This is a genomic window from Lactobacillus sp. (assembly GCF_014803895.1).
Window position 1 is genome coordinate 107029 of the sequence record NZ_JAAVAU010000004.1, and the last position, 17369, is coordinate 124397.

11 protein-coding genes are annotated in these 17369 nt (G+C 32.0%); 7 read left to right on the forward strand and 4 right to left on the reverse strand.

The genetic code is table 11. The features are described from left to right. Positions 1-15: 15 nt before the first annotated feature. Genes fni through mvk form a run of 4 tightly spaced genes read right to left on the reverse strand, consistent with a single transcriptional unit; the run spans position 16 to position 4041 of the window. Positions 16-1038: a type 2 isopentenyl-diphosphate Delta-isomerase gene (fni, locus tag HDR40_RS02145; protein ID WP_290626063.1), complete on the reverse strand. Its 1023-nt coding sequence runs from the start codon at positions 1036-1038 to the stop codon at positions 16-18. A gap of 10 nt (positions 1039-1048) precedes the next feature. Further along, complete coding sequence (locus tag HDR40_RS02150; RefSeq protein WP_290626064.1) at positions 1049-2122, reverse strand: phosphomevalonate kinase; 1074 nt, start codon at positions 2120-2122, stop codon at positions 1049-1051. 27 nt (positions 2123-2149) lie between these two features. Further along, positions 2150-3118: a diphosphomevalonate decarboxylase gene (gene mvaD, locus HDR40_RS02155; RefSeq protein ID WP_290626065.1), complete on the reverse strand. Its 969-nt coding sequence runs from the start codon at positions 3116-3118 to the stop codon at positions 2150-2152. Continuing rightward, positions 3118-4041 (reverse strand): mevalonate kinase, encoded by a 924-nt coding sequence (mvk, locus tag HDR40_RS02160; RefSeq protein ID WP_290626066.1) that lies wholly within the window; start codon positions 4039-4041, stop codon positions 3118-3120. Before mvk ends, mvaD begins: the two co-directional genes overlap by 1 nt. A 63-nt stretch (positions 4042-4104) precedes the next feature. Here mvk and HDR40_RS02165 point away from each other — a divergent pair, with 63 nt between their 5' ends. The 7 genes from HDR40_RS02165 (at position 4105) to nth (ending at position 17239) form a co-directional block, all read left to right on the forward strand. Beyond that, positions 4105-7578 (forward strand): PD-(D/E)XK nuclease family protein, encoded by a 3474-nt coding sequence (locus HDR40_RS02165; RefSeq protein WP_290626068.1) that lies wholly within the window; start codon positions 4105-4107, stop codon positions 7576-7578. Continuing rightward, entirely contained in the window at positions 7578-11183 is a 3606-nt protein-coding gene (addA, locus tag HDR40_RS02170) for a helicase-exonuclease AddAB subunit AddA (protein WP_290626070.1), read from the forward strand. The genes HDR40_RS02165 and addA overlap by 1 nt, the downstream gene beginning before the upstream one ends. A 24-nt stretch (positions 11184-11207) precedes the next feature. After that, complete coding sequence (locus HDR40_RS02175) at positions 11208-14027, forward strand: helicase C-terminal domain-containing protein (protein WP_290626072.1); 2820 nt, start codon at positions 11208-11210, stop codon at positions 14025-14027. Beyond that, a complete protein-coding gene (locus tag HDR40_RS02180; protein ID WP_290626074.1) occupies positions 14011-14505 on the forward strand; it encodes a hypothetical protein in 495 nt (164 codons plus the stop codon). The genes HDR40_RS02175 and HDR40_RS02180 overlap by 17 nt, the downstream gene beginning before the upstream one ends. 84 nt (positions 14506-14589) lie before the next feature. Further along, positions 14590-15888 carry an asparagine--tRNA ligase gene (gene asnS / locus HDR40_RS02185; protein ID WP_290626076.1) on the forward strand — a complete coding sequence of 433 codons (1299 nt, stop codon included), beginning with the start codon at positions 14590-14592 and terminating at the stop codon, positions 15886-15888. A gap of 65 nt (positions 15889-15953) precedes the next feature. Continuing rightward, positions 15954-16589: a DnaD domain protein gene (locus tag HDR40_RS02190; RefSeq protein WP_290626077.1), complete on the forward strand. Its 636-nt coding sequence runs from the start codon at positions 15954-15956 to the stop codon at positions 16587-16589. A gap of 17 nt (positions 16590-16606) precedes the next feature. After that, positions 16607-17239 carry an endonuclease III gene (gene nth / locus HDR40_RS02195; protein ID WP_290626079.1) on the forward strand — a complete coding sequence of 211 codons (633 nt, stop codon included), beginning with the start codon at positions 16607-16609 and terminating at the stop codon, positions 17237-17239. Positions 17240-17369 lie beyond the last annotated feature (130 nt).

A 17369-nucleotide genomic window follows, 5' to 3' on the forward strand; every position in this document is an offset into this window, starting at 1 on the left:
CGCATACCTTTTTCATTAGTTTATTTGGTTAATAAAATTAATTAAGTCACTGTCTAAGTAGTATTTAATATTTGAAGCTTTATTAATACTATCAATACCAAAAATAGCACATAAAGCTATTAATTGCTCCTTAAGGGTATTTATTTCTTGAATAAGAGCATCTTCAGATTTAGTTGCATATTGTAAAAATAAGTTAGCAATGCCAACATAGTCTGCTCCTAGAACTAGAGCTTTAAAAATTTGTAAGGCATTAGTAATTCCTCCTGAAGCTATCAGCGTCTTAGGGGATATTGATTTTTGGGCTGCAAGGAGACACTTAGTAGTAGATAGCCCTAAATTATCTATAAAATTAAATTCTGTATCTTCTCTACGATGATTTTCAATCTGAGAAAAATTAGTTCCGCCGCTTCCTCCAAGATCAATAGTATTAAATCCTGCCTCGATGAGGGTACGTAAGTCATCGGGGGTAATTCCAGAACCGACTTCTTTTACAATAATTGGTACATCAACTTGTTGGCGAATTTCTTGCATACTTTTTAGCCAGTGAAAATTACGATCTCCTTCAGGCATTACAATTTCTTGTAAAACATTAATATGAATTTGAAGGGCATCAGCGTGGAGCTCATTTACGATTTTTTGAGCTACTTTAGGATCAGTATCGGGATTCACATTAGCAAAAAGTAAACCGTCTGGATTTTCTTGACGAGCAATCAAAAAGCTATCTAACTTATCAGGTTCCTTTTCTAAAATACTAGCTGATCCTAAAGACATGGCAATATTTTCTTTAGAGCAAGCTTTAGCTAAACGCTTGTTTACTTCAAACGATTTTTTTGAACCACCCGTCATTGCGTTAACAAAAAAAGGTGCGCTAATTTTCTTTCCAAACATAGAAGTTTGAATTGATTGAGTATTAACCGTACTTTCAGGTAAAGCAGGGCGAAGTAAATGAACTTTATCAAAATCAGAATTATTATTTTGACTAAAAAACATCTTAGCTAATGCAAGATGTTCTTCTTTTCTTTGTGATCTTTGTGACATATAAATTCCCTTAAATAATTGAATGGACCAAAAAATTAAGTGGTAAAATATTATTTTCTCGCCAAAGTGCTTTCATAGCATCAATATCAGAATTTGCATCAGCAATTACAATTCCACAGTCTCCATTACCAGCGCCGGAAGTTTTAGCTGCGCCACCAAATTGTTCAGCAATATCGATTAGCTTACTTAGTCGTGGAATTTCAATAGCAATATGATTAAGTTCAGCAAATTTACTTAGTAATTTCCGATTAACTCTGATCTGATGTTTGATCGCTTCGATATTAGATTTATTGAAACCATCAATCATTTGTAAGACACATTCGCGTGACTGCTTTAGAAAATCTGCGTATTGGGTCTTAATATGAGATTTTTTAGCGTTAGTTTTATCTACTAGTTGAGAAGTAGAAGCTGGTTTTTGACTCCAACCGATAACTAATTCTAAATCCTTGGGAGGAGTTAGGAGTTGAATTTTTAAGCCTGGCCAAGCTTCATGAAGGACATGACTTAAACTATGTTTAGCTAATTCTTTTTTGAGCCATTCTTTATCAAAAGTTTGATAGGCTAGCCAACCTCCATATACACTAGCAGCAATATCACCAGCAGATCCATTTCCTTGCACAGTATAGTGGGAAATGGCAGAAAGTTTAAATATTAAGTCCTTACTACAATTAAGACCATAGAACTTTAAAATAGCTTTCACAGTTGCGACTGTAACTGCTGCTGAAGAGCCTAGTCCAAATTTTTTACCATCTGCAGAATCTAAGTCAGAATTGACGTGTAGGTCATATAAAGACATCGGTACATTTTGTTCTAAACAAAACATTTCTGTGAACTTAATAGCAGAAAGAATATATTCAAAAGGATTATCACGGTTATCAATTACCATTTGATTTCCTTTACGAATCCAGTGAATAGAATCTTGAGAATATTGCTTCGAATGGATTAAACCTGTAGAACCTTTACTCTCAGAAATAGAAACTCTAACAAATTCATTTACTGCTACTAAAATCGCAGGACAATTTTGCTCTAAAACCGCATATTCACCGGCGATATATAATTTTCCGGGTGCCTTCTCAGTAATCAAAAATATTCCTCTAATCTAATCAAAATGTTAAGCCAGAATTTTAACTCCTGGGCCAAAACTTGCATCAACTATTTTAACATTGCCTAATAGGTTATGCACAGCAGAAATAATTTTTTTCCGATTTTTTAATGTACAAAGTATTTTAACATTGGGGCCAGCATCAATAGTGTAATAGCATTCAATCCCATCTTGACGCAATTGATGAATAAGTTGAATAAGTTTTAAAGTATCAGGTTCAAAATAAGTAAAACCTGGTTGCGCTGAAAGATTGATAGCATGCATTTCATTAGCAGAGTTTTCGCTAAGCTGACCTAACTTGGTGAAATCTTTCTCCTGGATTGCTTCCTCCATTTTTTTAATTTCTGTAGTATTTTTATCTAACCAAGATTGATAAAAAGGGGAAGTTTGGGCTCGAATCATACCTTGAGTAGAGGAAATTTTCTTTTCATGAGTGTTAACTTCTACGGCTAACATATGAAGGTCCCAGTCAGGATTTTCATCAACGGCGATAGCATAAGAGTCATTGTGATCGTGACCTTTATGCCATAAAGCAAATCCTCCGTAAATAGAACGTGTAGCAGAACCTGAGCCTAAGCGTGCAAGTTGAGATAATTCTTTTTTAGAAAGATTAAGTTTATAGCTGGCTGCAAAAGCTGTAGCTAAGGCCGCAAAAGCTGATGCTGATGATGCTAACCCAGCGGAAGTAGGAACGTGATTAAAAGAATCAATTTTAAAATGATCAGAAAAACCGTATTCTTTTTGCAAACGGTGGACGTAATTCATTACTCTTTTAGCTTGTTCACTATTTTGTTCTGTATCATTTAAAATGAAAGTATCTTTTGTCAAATGATTACCATGTTCAAAGGTAGTATCTGTATAGAAAGCATCTAGAGTCATTGATAAGCTAGACATAAGGGGAGTTTTTAATTCTTTATTTGCCTTGCCCCAATATTTAATCAAAGCAATATTTGTATGAGCTCGTGCGGTTTTTTTCATTATATTTCCTCAATCCAATAATTAGTAAAGTTTTCTTGAGCTTTTTTGGCAATCTCTGTGGCAGTGTTTTTATTATCACATAAAGCAATAACAATGCCACCTAGGCCACCACCAGAGAGCTTAGCGCCTAATGCGCCATTTTTTTGAGCAATTTTACATATTTGATTAATTCTTTCAGTGGCGATGTCCAATGATTCTAAAATTTTTTCTGCTTCGTTAAAAATTTTACCAATTGCTGGAGCATCTTGTTTAAGCCATAGTTCTTTAGTTTGAGTTGCTAATTTACCTAAAGCATCAATTTTAGCAGTTTCAGTTTGATTGGTTTGAACCTTATTACGAACTATTTCTACGGCTTTTTTTGTATTTCCTAATTCACCAGTATCCATAATTAGGAGAGTTGCTCCTAACTTTTGAGAAAGTGAATGGGGACCAGTTTTTTTATTAAAGAAAACTAGGTAATCCGAGCTTACAGTGGCTGCATCTAGTCCTGAGGCCTTACCATGATTAATCATTTCGGCATGATTAGTAATATCCATAGCTTTTTCTTTGGATAAGTGTAAGTCAAAATATTTATCCAAAGCTTTAGTCGTTCCTAAGGCAACTACTGCACTAGAACCAAAACCACGCTCCATAGGAATTTTGCCAGTGTAGGTTATTTTTAAAGGTTTAGAATTATTGGCTAATCTATTTAAAGTTTTAAAAACATATTTCAATCCATTATATTCTGGTGGTGCTTGTAAGTACGGCCCTTGATAGTTATTAGTGATCATTGTACTTTCAATTTCTGGGCTATTTTCAACTGTTGTGGTAATATTTAAAGCCTTAACCGGCAAAGCAAGCGCATCTTTACCATATACTACCGAATGCTCACCAATTAGGATGACTTTTCCATGTGTTTTAACGGTTATTTTTTTATTTTTCATTTTTTATTTCAAATCCTACTATAATGTTATTTGTGTGAACTATTTAAGTTTAAGGAGAACAACATGATCAATTTAATTACTGGACGTCAAAGTGATAATTTACAAAATGCGATTATCAATCAAGCTGTCCAAACATACAATGACAACAAAGAAAAAACTACTATTATTATTGTTCCAAATCATATCAAGTTTACCACAGAAGTTAAGACTTTAAATAAACTAACTACATCCAATAATAAACCAATAGCTACACATAATTTACAAATTTTATCATTTTCTCGTTTAGCATGGTATTTTTTAAGAAATGAGCCAATAGTTTTACCACAAATTCTTGACGATGCTGCAAGTACAATGTTGTTAAAGCAAATTGTACAGGAAAAGAAAGATAAACTTTTATTGTTTAAAGATACAGAAGTAAATAATGGTGCTTTAAAGCAAATTTATGAAGCGATTTTATCTGTTCGTCAAGGGAATATTGACCTTGAAACAATTGATGAAAAAGAACTAGATGAGGAAACCACTCGTAAAATGCATGACCTTCGGTTGATTTACAATGATTTTATTGAAGCCTTAGCTGAAAAATTTGCTACTAAAGATGAAATGCAATTTTTATTAAATGAATATCTAGCAAAAAGTGAAGCTTTAGCTGAAATGAATTTTTACTTTACTGATTTTTCTCATTTTTCCTTACAAGAACTGTTAACAGTAGAGTTGATTTCAAAAAAAGCAGCTAATACAACTTTGGCATTTAAAACTAGAGATGGAAAAATTTCAACTAATAATCAAGCTGGGGATTATGACTTTGTTGTTCAAAGAACAATTGAACAATTAGAACATTTCTGGCAAGATCAAAGTTTAAATTATGCTAATTTGGAATATAAGAATCATCATAATCATACAAATGCAGAAATTTTAAATGGGTTATGGACTAAAGAATTACCACTAAAAGGACAGGATATCAGTGACTTTGTAGAGCCAGTAAAGGCTGATTCACGTTATGCTGAAGCTTATTTTGTTGCTCGGACAATTTATCAACAAGTTGCTTTGAATAATTATCGCTATCGTGATTTTTTAGTATTAGCACCTAATTTAAGCGAATATGAAACTTATTTAGCACCCATTTTACGTCAAAATTCAATACCATTTTTTAATGATTTGCAAAAACAAATGAAATATCATCCTTTGGTGGTAGTCATTGAAAGTCTCCAACATTTATTAAAAAATAATCTTTCAACTACTGATGTATTGGCCTTAGCCAAAACAAAATTATTGGTTCCAGAATGGTATCAAGAGGATGAATCTTATCAATATGACTTAGACCAACTAGAAAATTTTGTTTTAGCACATGGAATTAATCATAATTTATGGCGCCGAGAGTTAAGTGATTTCGTAGATGCACAAGTAATTAAGTTAGATAAAGCTACGGATGAAATTGAACGCCTAGATAAATTACGTCAATATTTGATTTCACGCATTGATAATGTGCTTGATGAATTGAAAAAAACTGATGATCCTCAGACGGGCGCTATGATTTTTTGGAATTTTTTGGTGAATAATAAGATTCCCAAACAATTAGAAAATTGGCGTACTCAAGCAATAGATAAGGGGGATTTACAGTCTGCACAAGAGCCTGAACAAGTTTGGTCAACACTCCAACAATTAATTAAAGATTATTTATTAATTTCAAAAGAGTTTGATGTAGATATCTTTTTCGATTTATTAGTGAGTGGTTTTAGTGAAGCAAGTTTTTCACAAATTCCTTCAACTTTAGATGCTGTTAATATTTCAGAAATTGGAATGGTGCAAAATACCGGATATAAACAAGTATTTATTATAGGAGCTACTAGTTCAAACTTACCTCAAGTTCAGACAATACCCGGTTTTTTAACTAGCGAAAATATTGAAAATATAAATAATAATGCAAATGACAATAGTTATTTTGAAGATAGCCAACAAATCAATAATTTAGATCAAGAGTATCAGTTTGGGAATGTATTAAGTTTAGCAAGTGATAAAATTTATATTTCCTATCCAATCTTAAATACTGCTAATGAACGTTTACAACCTTCAATTTATTATCGGCAGTTAGTAAATTTAACTGGTGCCAAGGAATTTGCTCAACATGATTTGCCTAGTGAATTTGGGGATGCGATGTCATTTATTACGAATCCACGATCCAGTTTAGGTTATGTTTCATACATGGATAAAAATAATTATCCTTATAGTCATGACCTACTAGAACTTACCAGAACAGAAATTCCTAAGTTAACAGATCAAATTTTAAAGGCAAATGATTTTAAAAATATTCCAGTTGAATTAGGGAGTGATCTTGCTCAAAAGCTCTACGGTACCAATATTGAGACTTCAGTTTCACAATTAGAGCAATATTATCAAAATTCATTCGAATACTTTTTAAATTATGGTTTACGTCTGCGTCCACGCTTTGAAAATGAACTGGATGTAATTCAAGCTGGAAACTATTATCACGAAACTTTTGATAGTTTAGTTAAATATTTAAAGAAACAAAATAGACAATTGGATAGTCTATCTACGGATGAACTAAGCCAGATTTTGCATGAAATTCATCTTAGTTTGCAAGACCAGGGTAAGTATCGGCAATTACTTGATGATCCGTTTAATAAATATCTTTTTAAGAAGTTAGATCAAACAACTAATAATGTTGCGCATTTTTGGCATCGTAATTTAACTAAAACTATTTTTAGACCACAATATTCTGAACTTAGCTTTGGAAAAGGTCAAAAGGTAAATGGGCTTTCATATCAGATTCTTGATTCTGAAGGTAAAAATCACAATATTGATTTACGTGGTAAAATTGACCGCGTTGATTTGGCACAAATTAATGATAATGATGTAATAGGTCAAGTGATAGATTATAAATCATCTAAAAAGACCTTCGATATGTCCTTCTTTGCCAATGGTATATCTTTGCAAATGGTGTCTTATTTGGCAGTTTTGGATAGAAATACTAACTTCTTTACTGGAAGTGATAGTAAGCGATTAGACGTTTTGGGAGCTTTTTATCAAACAATTACTAGAAAAATCAAACGTATCAATGCTCAAGATATTATTAAATCTGATTATTCAGTTGATCCAATAATGGAAGCTGTGAAAGCATTGCAATATCAGGGGATTTTGATAGATGATGTTGATTTGTTGAAAGAGGTTGAACCAAATCTTAAAAGTAGTTCTGACTTATATGCAGGAGTAACTTTAAAGAAAAAAGATGGTAATTTTACTAAGAAGACTAAAGTCTTTACCAATGAACAGTTGGATAAAATTTTGACCTACAATGATTATCTAATTAACCAAGCAGCCCGTGATATTTTGTCTGGAAAAATTGATTTAAATCCATATAAAAAAGGACAAACAACAGCTTTAGATTATTCACAATACAAAGATGTTCAATTCTTTGATGCAATGTTGCCTGAAAATGATTACCACAATATCAAGAAAATTGGGGACGTTGATGAATTAATGAAATATATCGATGAAGTACTAAAGAAAGGTGAAAATTAATGGTCAACTATACTAAACAACAACGAAAAGCAATCGAAGACCGTGGTAAGGATATTTTGGTGTCTGCTTCGGCAGGTTCTGGGAAGACGGCGGTCTTAGTTGAGCGAGTAATTCAAAAAATTTTAAATGGTACACCAATTTCTAAGCTTTTGATTATTACTTTCACTAAAGCTGCTGCTAGTGAAATGAAAGAAAAAATCAAACTACAATTAAATAAACGTTTAGAAGAAGAGCCAAAGAATACATTTTTACGCTCACAGTTAATAGAGATAGATGCTGCAAATATTTCAACTATTGATTCATTCTGCTTAGATATTATTCGCAGATTTTACTATGTTATTGATTTAGATCCTAGTTTTAGTGTTCTTACTGATGAAACGCAAGCGACATTAATGGAGGAGAGAGCACTTAAAACTGTTCAGGATGAATATTTGGAAAAAAATGATCAGAATTTTTTAGCTTTTTATGATAATTTTGCCGGAGATAGAGAAGCTGATGGTGTTCATGAATTATTATTAAATCTCTATGACGTAGCAATGACTCAACCAAACTATCAAAAATTTTTACAAGAGCTTCCAAAGTTTTATGATTTCGGTAAAAGTATCACTAGTTCTTTTTTATGGAAATCAACAATAAAAGTGTTACTTTTACAAAAAACACAAAAAATAAACAAAGAAGTGCTTGATCTCATCGATCAAGCACAAGTCTACAGCAAAAACTTTACCAAAGTTATCAAACAACTTTCTATTTTTAACGATAACCTTAAATATTTCATCAATTTGCTAGAAAAAGATACCTCATATGATGACCTCCGCGAAGCCTTTAAAGGATTAACTTTTATACAAGCAAGTAAAACTGGTAAAAAAACTGATGAAGATTATGAAGAAGTAGAAGCTGTAAATGACAAGATAAAAGCTTTTCGTGAAGGAACCAAAAAAGAATTAACCGAACTATATGGCCAATATTTTGTAGTTAATGAACAAGAACAATTGAATGTTTTGAAAAAAGCACAAAGAATTGTTCAAACTATCTCAGAAGTAGAATTAAAATTTATCAATAAGTTTGGTGAATTAAAACGTAATCAAAATTTATTGGATTATCGTGATATGGAGCAATTTGCTAATGAAATTCTAAGTCAAGATACTTCTAACTCCGATTTAGCCAAAAAGTATTATCAAGATAAATTTGATGAAATTTTAATTGACGAGTATCAAGACGTGAATGATTTACAAGAATCTATCGTACAAGCTATTAAGAAAAAAGGTCATAATACGCTGTTTATGGTAGGGGACGTAAAGCAATCAATTTATGGATTTAGACAAGCGCAACCTGATTTATTTTTAGAGAAATATGATAACTTTGCTAATGAAGCTGATAGCTCAGTCGAAAGAATTATTTTATCTGATAATTTTAGATCTAGTAAAACAGTGGTAAATTCAGTTAATAAATTATTTAATACACTCCTCACTAAGGATTTCGGTGGAATTAATTATGAAAAGGAAGCTCAATTAATTCATGGAGCTAAATTTGATGAAGAAAATTCACTAGGGACTGCTACAGAATTATTATTTTCTTACAAGAAACCTAATAAAAAGAATACTTATTTTGAAGAAATTGAAACCGATACTAATCAAACTCAAATAATTATTAAACGTATCAAGCAATTAAAAAAAGAAGGGTTTGAAGTTTGGGATGATGAAGAGAAGAAAATGCGTTTGCTTGAGTATTCCGACATTGCTATCTTAACTAGAACACATAGCAATAATCTTCAAATCATGCAAGAGTTTGCTAAAACTGACATTCCATTGTTTATAACCGATGCACAAAATTATTTTCAAACTTTCGAGCTAGTAATGATTATGAATTATCTTCGGATTATAGATAATCCACGTCAAGATATTCCTCTGGTATCAGTATTAAGATCACCAATTTTTAATTTTACTGAACCAGACTTAGCTCAAATTCGTGTTAACAGTAGAAATACTGATTTCTTTGATGCAGTAGTTAAGTCTTCAAGCTTATTATCTGAATTAGGTGAAAAGTGCAAGAATTTCCTCAATCAATTAGAAGAGTTCCGTCAATTTGCGACTAACCACCGTATTTCAGAATTGATTTGGAGTATCTATGAAACAACTCACTTACTGGAAATTGTTACTGGTCTTCCAAATGGACAACAACGCCGTATTAATCTTCAAGCCTTGTATGAACGGGCAAATTCATATGAAAGTGCAGGTTTTAAAGGATTATATCAGTTTATTAACTTCATTGAGAGAATGCGTAAGAACCAAAAGGATCTGGCCCAGCCCTTATTAAGTGATCAAGCTGATAATGCAGTAAAATTAATGACGATACATAGTTCTAAAGGACTAGAATTTCCAGTTGTTTTTGTAGTTGATTTAGATCATCATTATCAAAAGCGTGATTTATCAGGGGACTACACCATCTCTTCAAAGCTGGGTTTAGGAATCACAGTTAGAGAAGATAAGTACAAAATTGATACTTTATTAAAGGGAGCTATTAAATCTGAAAAGGAACGCAAATTACTTGAAGAAGAAGCAAGAATTCTTTATGTTGCTTTAACTCGTGCCCGTCAAAAATTAATTATGGTGGGAGAAGTACCGGAAAAAGATGGAGAAATTAATTTTTCTCCTGAATTAGATATTTCAGATAAACTATCTGCTGTGTCCGCTTGGTCATTTTTAAAACATCAGTTAAATATTAGCGGTCATACAACTCAAACGATAGATGAAATGAACTTAGATTTAGAAAAGCAAAATAAAATTTATTATCTTAGATATGATGAAGATAATAAAAATGAGGAAGTCAAAGAACAAACAACACAAAATACTGAAACAAATGCTCATATTACTAACAAAGTAAAAAAATTATATAACTTTGTTTATCCATTTGAAGATGCAACCAAGACTACCGCATATCAAGCCGTTTCTGAAATTAAAAGTGCTTTTAATGATCCACTCGATACTGAATTAGAGAATGCGCATCTTATCCCATCAACTAATCGTTACTTGCAACCGATTGATGGTACTCCAACTTTCTTAAAAGAAAAATCCTTCACTGGAGCTGAAATTGGTACGGCAACTCACTTATTACTCCAGTACTACAATTATCGAGGTTCAAAAGATGAGAAAAACTTACAAGAGGAAATTCAAAAATTAATTGAAATTCAAAAATTAAATCCTGATATTATTCCATCTTTAAATCAAGAGGCAATAAATTGGTTCGTTATGAGTGATTTTGCTAAACCATTTTGGCAAAATCCTGATAAACTTTATCGTGAGAGTGAATTTTCTAGTTTAGTAAATGTGAACCAAATTTTTAATCAATTCTCTGATCCAGCAGATAAAATTTTGGTTCATGGTACAATTGATGGTTATTTCGAGGATAGTGATGGTATCATTTTATTTGATTACAAGACTGATTATGTTGACAAAACTAATCTTGAACAATCAATTGCAAAAATTAGACAAAAGTATAGCGGACAATTACGACTTTATGAGCTAGCCATAAATAATATGACGAATTTAAAAGTTAAGTCAAAATATTTAGTTTTACTTGACGCACAGAAACTTGTCAAACTAGACTAGTAATAGACAAGGGAGGCTAAAATTGTGGAAAAAGCATTTTCTAATGACGTATTTGCTGTAGTAGACCTTGAAACTACAGGAACTCAAAGACAGCATGAAGATAGAATTATTCAATTTGGTTGTGCAATTATTAAAAATAGAAAAGTAGTAAAAACTTATTCTTTTTTAATTAATCCTCAAAAAGAAATTCCACAATCAGTAGAAAATTTAACAGGAATAAAAAATAGTGACGTTGCAACAGCGCCAGTTTTTGCACACTATGCTAAAAAAATACGTGATATCTTAAAAGATGCAATTTTTGTCGCTCATAATGTAAACTTTGATTTACCATTTCTAAATTATGAACTTGCACGAGCTGGTTTAGAACCATTAACTGGAAAGGCATTAGATACTGTAGAACTAGCTCAAATTACTTTTCCAACATATCCATCTTATAAATTGCGCGACCTGACTAGTCGTTTAAATATTAAACATTTGAATCCTCATAGAGCTGATTCAGATGCGTTAGTAACAGCTAAATTATTATTGGAAATTATTAATAAATTAGAATCACTTCCACAAGCTACTTTAAATACATTAACGGCACTTTCTAAAGGTTTGTTACGTAATACTGATTATATTTTTTCTGAAATATCGAAAGCAGCTCGCCAGCAGAGACGACCTTTAGCTAAAGATTTAATTCAAGTTAGAAATTTAATCATTAAAAAACAAAATGTAAATATAGGTAATCCAACGTCTAAGGAAGCTGTTTTTCCTGAAAGTGATATTGAAAAGAAGAAATTATTCAAGGGACATGTTCGATTTAGGAGGGGACAAGTTAGTCTGATAAATCGCCTTCATGAATTTATTGTTTCTCCTAAAGAAGACTCAATTGTAGTTGAAGCTCCTAATGGAAGTGGTAAAACGCTAAGTTTTTTAATGTCGTATGCCTATGAGTTATATTCAGGGAGAAAGTTAGTAATTGCTACACCTACTAAAGTCTTGCAAAACCAAATGATGACACAAGAGATTCCCCAGCTATTAAAAATAACCGGATTAGATTTAAGTGCCCAAGAAGTGAAGGCAAGTAGCCACTATATTGATTTAGATGGTTTTTTTAACTCTTTATATCAGACTACTAATTCAGGTATTCAGACTTTAGTTTTACAGATGAAAATTTTGGTGTGGTTGACAGAAACTACAACCGGTGATTTAGATGAACTACAATTGACCAATTATCAAGATCCATTGTTTGCGATGATTCGTCATCCTGGAGATGCTAGAGTAGGCACAATTTTTTCAGAATATGACTTCTGGAATTTAGCAAGAGCGCGTCAAGAAGAAGCTGATATCTTAATTACTAATCATGCCTATTTAGCTAATCACTATATGGATTCTATCTGGGGACAAAATCCATTTTTAGTTGTAGATGAAGCACACCGCTTTGTTGATAATGTAACCAGTTCCCGTAGTAATTCTCTCCAGTTTGAATCATTTTGGGGAACATGTACTCATTTGAAAAATCTTCTATTTTTCTCTGGTTATGGTGTTAAGGCGCGTTTTGGAAATGATAGTCGCTTTGGATTAATTTTAGATACATTAGACAATCAAATTGCAGATTTAATTCAGTTAATTAATAATATTCAAAGACAATTATTTTCTCGAAAAGATTTCGCTACTAGTAGCCAGCAAAAGACTAAAACTAAGTATGAATTTGGATTTCAAGGTATAGATTTATTTCCTAATGCACAGGAAATGGTTCGTTTATTAAATCAGCTGCAAACAAAAACTGAGCTAGTTAGAAGAAATGTAAATAAAATTTTGTTTTTACTTTACCATGAGCAAGAACAGCTTTTAACTAGTGATGATGCTTTAATTAAAGACTTACAAGAAGAAATTGACCAATTAGATTTCTATTCAGAGCAAAATTATCTCTTGATTGATCAATTAAATAATCCTGCTAAATTTGCACAAAAGGGCTTCATTCTTCAAGTTACTAATATCGATGATCCGCTTTCAACAAATATCAGTTGGTTAATGCTTAATCCAAGTGATGAATTAACACAACTTTATCAATATTTTTCTAAAAAATTATTTATTTCAGCTACTTTAATGGAACAAGATGATTTTTCTTATATCTTAAAGGAATTGTGTTTGGATCCAACAACTACTGTAACGTATAAAGGAAAAGCATCATATCAGGTTGAAAAGCACTTGCAGGTGTTGGCTTTAGAAGATAAAAGTATTTTAGCGGATCCTAATGAAGATGAATTCGCGGATTTTATTGTTAAGTTCTTGAAGGAAGATTTAGGACCACAGTCGCATGTATTAGTATTATTTACTAATTTAGAAACCATTAAAAAAGTATTTATCCAAATATCTAATAGTAATGAACTGAAAGATTACGAAATTCTAGCTCAGGGTCTAACGGGAACTAATGAGCGAATTGCAAAAAGATTTGGTATTGCAGATAAAGCCATTTTATTAGGTGCTAATAGTTTTTGGGAAGGAATTGATTTTAAAAATAGTGGAGTTGATTTAACAATTGCTACTAAATTACCATTTGAGTCTCCAGACCAACCTGAGGTAAAATTACGTGATGAACGATTAAAAAAACAAGTTGGTAGTCATGTCTTTGAATTAGATACTTTACCACGTGCAATTATTCGTTTTAGACAGGGATGTGGTCGTTTAATTAGAAATGAAAGAGACCATGGTATCTTTGTTATTTTAGATCAAAGAATCTGGCAAAAAGATTATGGTAAAAAGTTTTTAGAAAGTTTACCAGTGAGTGCAAAAAAAGTTGATTTAACAGAATTACAAAAATTATTAAAGGAAAATACTATATATGGATCAAAGAGTTAAACAAGGATTAAAAATTGGCGGAGGAATAATTGGAGGACTGCTAGTTATTTATATAATTTGTATAGTCATTTTTATCTTTGGAACCAAAACTCAAAGTGATAATTCAAAAGCAGTAGCTAGCGTAGCGCTTGATAAAACACCTATTACAAAAATCACTAAGACTTATCACTTGAGCAGAAGCGTTAAAAGTGATAGCGTAGTTGGCGTTGATAAGAAAGGGCGTAAATACTATTTTATTTATTTACCCCATTCCAAAAAATCACATCTTTATTCTGAAAGTAGCGGAATAAGTGAGAGTAAAGTAAAGTCGATTTTTAACTCTAAACATCCAGGTCACTCAGATGTGCAAACTGAATTAGGATGGTATAAGGGTCGTCCCGTTTGGGAAATTTCTTATAAAAAGAGTAATGGAAATTATGGCTATGCATTATATAATTTTAAAGATGGAAAAGAAATTTATTTCATTGATAATATTTAATTTTAAATAATTTCCAATTTTTTTATCTCAAAGTATAATTTTCTAGTATAATTGAATTAGTTTATTCATAAAGGTTGGTAAGTAATGACAGAATTAATCTCAATTAAAGATGCCCCAAAGCACGTTGACGAAGAAGTCAAGATGCATGTGTGGCTCACAGATAAACGTTCTAGTGGTAAGATTATGTTCTTACAATTACGTGATGGTACCGCATTTTTCCAAGGTATTGTTTTAAAGAAAGATGTACCTGAAGAAGTCTTCAATGCTGCGAAGAGTTTGCACCAAGAAGCAAGTATGTACATTACCGGTACTATTCACAAAGATGAAAGATCTCATTTTGGTTATGAAATTAAAATTTCAGATTTAAAGATCGTAACCAACAACGAAGGTTACCCAATTGGTAACAAGGAACACGGTATTGATTTCTTACTTGATCACCGTCACCTATGGTTAAGATCTAAGCGTCCATTTGCAATTATGCAAATTAGAAATCAAGCTTTTAAAGCAATTGTTGATTTCTTTGAACAAGAAGGTTTTATCAAATTTGATGCTCCTATTTTGATGCAATCAGCTCCAGAAGGTACTACTGAATTATTCCATATTGATTACTTTGACCATGACGCATATCTTTCACAATCTGGTCAATTATATGGTGAAGTTGGAGCCGAAGCTTTTGGTAAAATCTTTACATTCGGTCCAACATTTAGAGCAGAAGAATCTAAAACTCGTCGTCACTTGACTGAATTTTGGATGATGGAGCCTGAAATGGCTTGGATGCACCAAGATGAATCTTTGGATATTCAAGAAAGACTCTTAGCATTTGTAACTAAGAGAATCATTGATAACTGCGAATATGAATTAGGTATTTTAGGTAGAGATATCGATAAGTTAAGACCTACTGCTGAAGGTAACTTCCCACGTATCAGCTACGATGAAGCTGTTAAGATGTTACAAGATGCAGGACGTGATTTCAAATGGGGCGATGATTTTGGTGCTCCTGATGAAGCATATATTTCTGAACAATATGATCGTCCAGTTTTCATTATGAACTATCCAACTAGCATAAAGCCATTTTACATGAAGAAAAATCCTGAAAATCCTAAGGAATATCTTTGTGCTGATGTGTTAGCACCAGAAGGTTATGGTGAAATTATTGGTGGTAGTGAACGTGAAAGTGATTACGAAACCTTAAAATCTCAAATTGAAGAAGCTGGATTAAATGAAAAGGACTATGAATGGTATCTCGACTTACGTAGATATGGTTCTGTTCCTCACTCAGGCTTTGGTATTGGTTTCGAAAGATTCCTTGGTTGGATTTGTAAATTAGATCACATTCGTGAAGCAGTTCCATTCCCAAGATTGATTAATCGTCTTGAACCATAAAATATAATACAAATTAAAAAGTTGAGCCATAAACAATGGTTCAACTTTTTTTGAAGGGAAAAACAATGGCTACATATAATGACTATCGTAATACAGGTTTTACTATCATTTCTAACAACCTATTAAAATATTACTCCCAGCTTCAACTAACTGAAGCAGAGTTAGTTTTAATTTTAGAGCTTGAAGCTTGGGCTCAAAAAAATAATACTTTTCCAAATAATAATGATTTAGCTAAAAATATGACTCTGTCGACAATTGAAATTTCACAACTTATCCAGCAGTTAATTGATAAAGAAGTTTTAATTTTGCAACAAGGCCATGATCAAGAAGGGCGAATTAGTAATTTTTATGATTTAAGTCCCCTATATAAAAAGATAGATAAATTAATTGATGCGGACCAACAAGCTAACATGAATGCTAACACTAATATTAGAAAAAGGGTAGTACGAGATCCAATTCAAACGTTGGTTCGTCAATTTGAGATTGAATTTGGACGTCTTTTAAGTCCAATTGAACGACAGGAAATTGCTGCTTGGATTAATATAGATCATTATCAACCTGAAGTAATCAAAATTGCTCTAAGGGAAGCTATTTTAGCTCAAGTATATAATTTTAAGTATATTGATAGAATTTTATTAAATTGGCAACGACATAATCTCACAACTCCTGATCAAGTAAAAAACTTTTTACAGAAAAATTAAAAGAAGGAATATTAAAGATGACTAATGAGAGTGAAAAATTATTATCAGATGATGAAGCAAGAGATGTTTTAAACCGTATTGTGAGCATGTATCCAAATGCCAAGGGAGAATTACACTGGGATACTGTTTTTCATTTACTCTGTGCGGTATTAATGAGCGCACAAACTACTGATAAAAAGGTAAATTCTGTTACACCTCAATTTAATCAAGATTATCCGGATAGTTTTGCTTTGGCCCAAGCCCCTCTTTCTGAAATTGAAAATCATATAAAAACTATAGGATTATATCGAACCAAAGCTAAACATCTAAAGGAAACTGCACAAATTATTAGCACCAGCTATAATGGGGAAGTTCCTAATGATAAACAAAAATTGATGGAATTACCAGGTGTTGGTGAAAAAACTGCTAATGTAGTTTTAGCTGAAGCTTTTGGAGTCCCAGCAATTGCAGTTGATACTCATGTATCACGTATTTCTAAAAAATTTAAAATAGTTGATGAAAAGGCAACACCCCATCAAATTGAGAAAAGATTAGAACAACTATTACCTAAAGATCAATGGATTAAAACACATCATGCAATGATATTATTTGGACGTTATACGATGCCAGCACGAGCAAAAAATCAAGATCCGTATTCATTTTTAAATTAATAAAAGAAAAATGTGTCTGGGAAAAAACTAGATACTTAAAATAGAAAATGTCTGGGAAAAAACTAGATACTTAAAATAGAAAATCCGTTAGAACTTGTTTGTTCTAACGGATTTTTTCTATACATTATCT

What these genes read in the sequence shown, in the direction of transcription:
- HDR40_RS02190 (WP_290626077.1), top strand. Translation starts at nt 15,954, where the DNA reads ATGGCTACATATAATGACTATCGTAATACAGGTTTTACTATCATTTCT.
- HDR40_RS02180 (WP_290626074.1), top strand. Translation starts at nt 14,011, where the DNA reads ATGGATCAAAGAGTTAAACAAGGATTAAAAATTGGCGGAGGAATAATT.
- addA (WP_290626070.1), top strand. Translation starts at nt 7,578, where the DNA reads ATGGTCAACTATACTAAACAACAACGAAAAGCAATCGAAGACCGTGGT.
- asnS (WP_290626076.1), top strand. Translation starts at nt 14,590, where the DNA reads ATGACAGAATTAATCTCAATTAAAGATGCCCCAAAGCACGTTGACGAA.
- mvaD (WP_290626065.1), bottom strand. Translation starts at nt 3,118, where the DNA reads ATGAAAAAAACCGCACGAGCTCATACAAATATTGCTTTGATTAAATAT.
- HDR40_RS02165 (WP_290626068.1), top strand. Translation starts at nt 4,105, where the DNA reads ATGATCAATTTAATTACTGGACGTCAAAGTGATAATTTACAAAATGCG.
- fni (WP_290626063.1), bottom strand. Translation starts at nt 1,038, where the DNA reads ATGTCACAAAGATCACAAAGAAAAGAAGAACATCTTGCATTAGCTAAG.
- nth (WP_290626079.1), top strand. Translation starts at nt 16,607, where the DNA reads ATGACTAATGAGAGTGAAAAATTATTATCAGATGATGAAGCAAGAGAT.
- mvk (WP_290626066.1), bottom strand. Translation starts at nt 4,041, where the DNA reads ATGAAAAATAAAAAAATAACCGTTAAAACACATGGAAAAGTCATCCTA.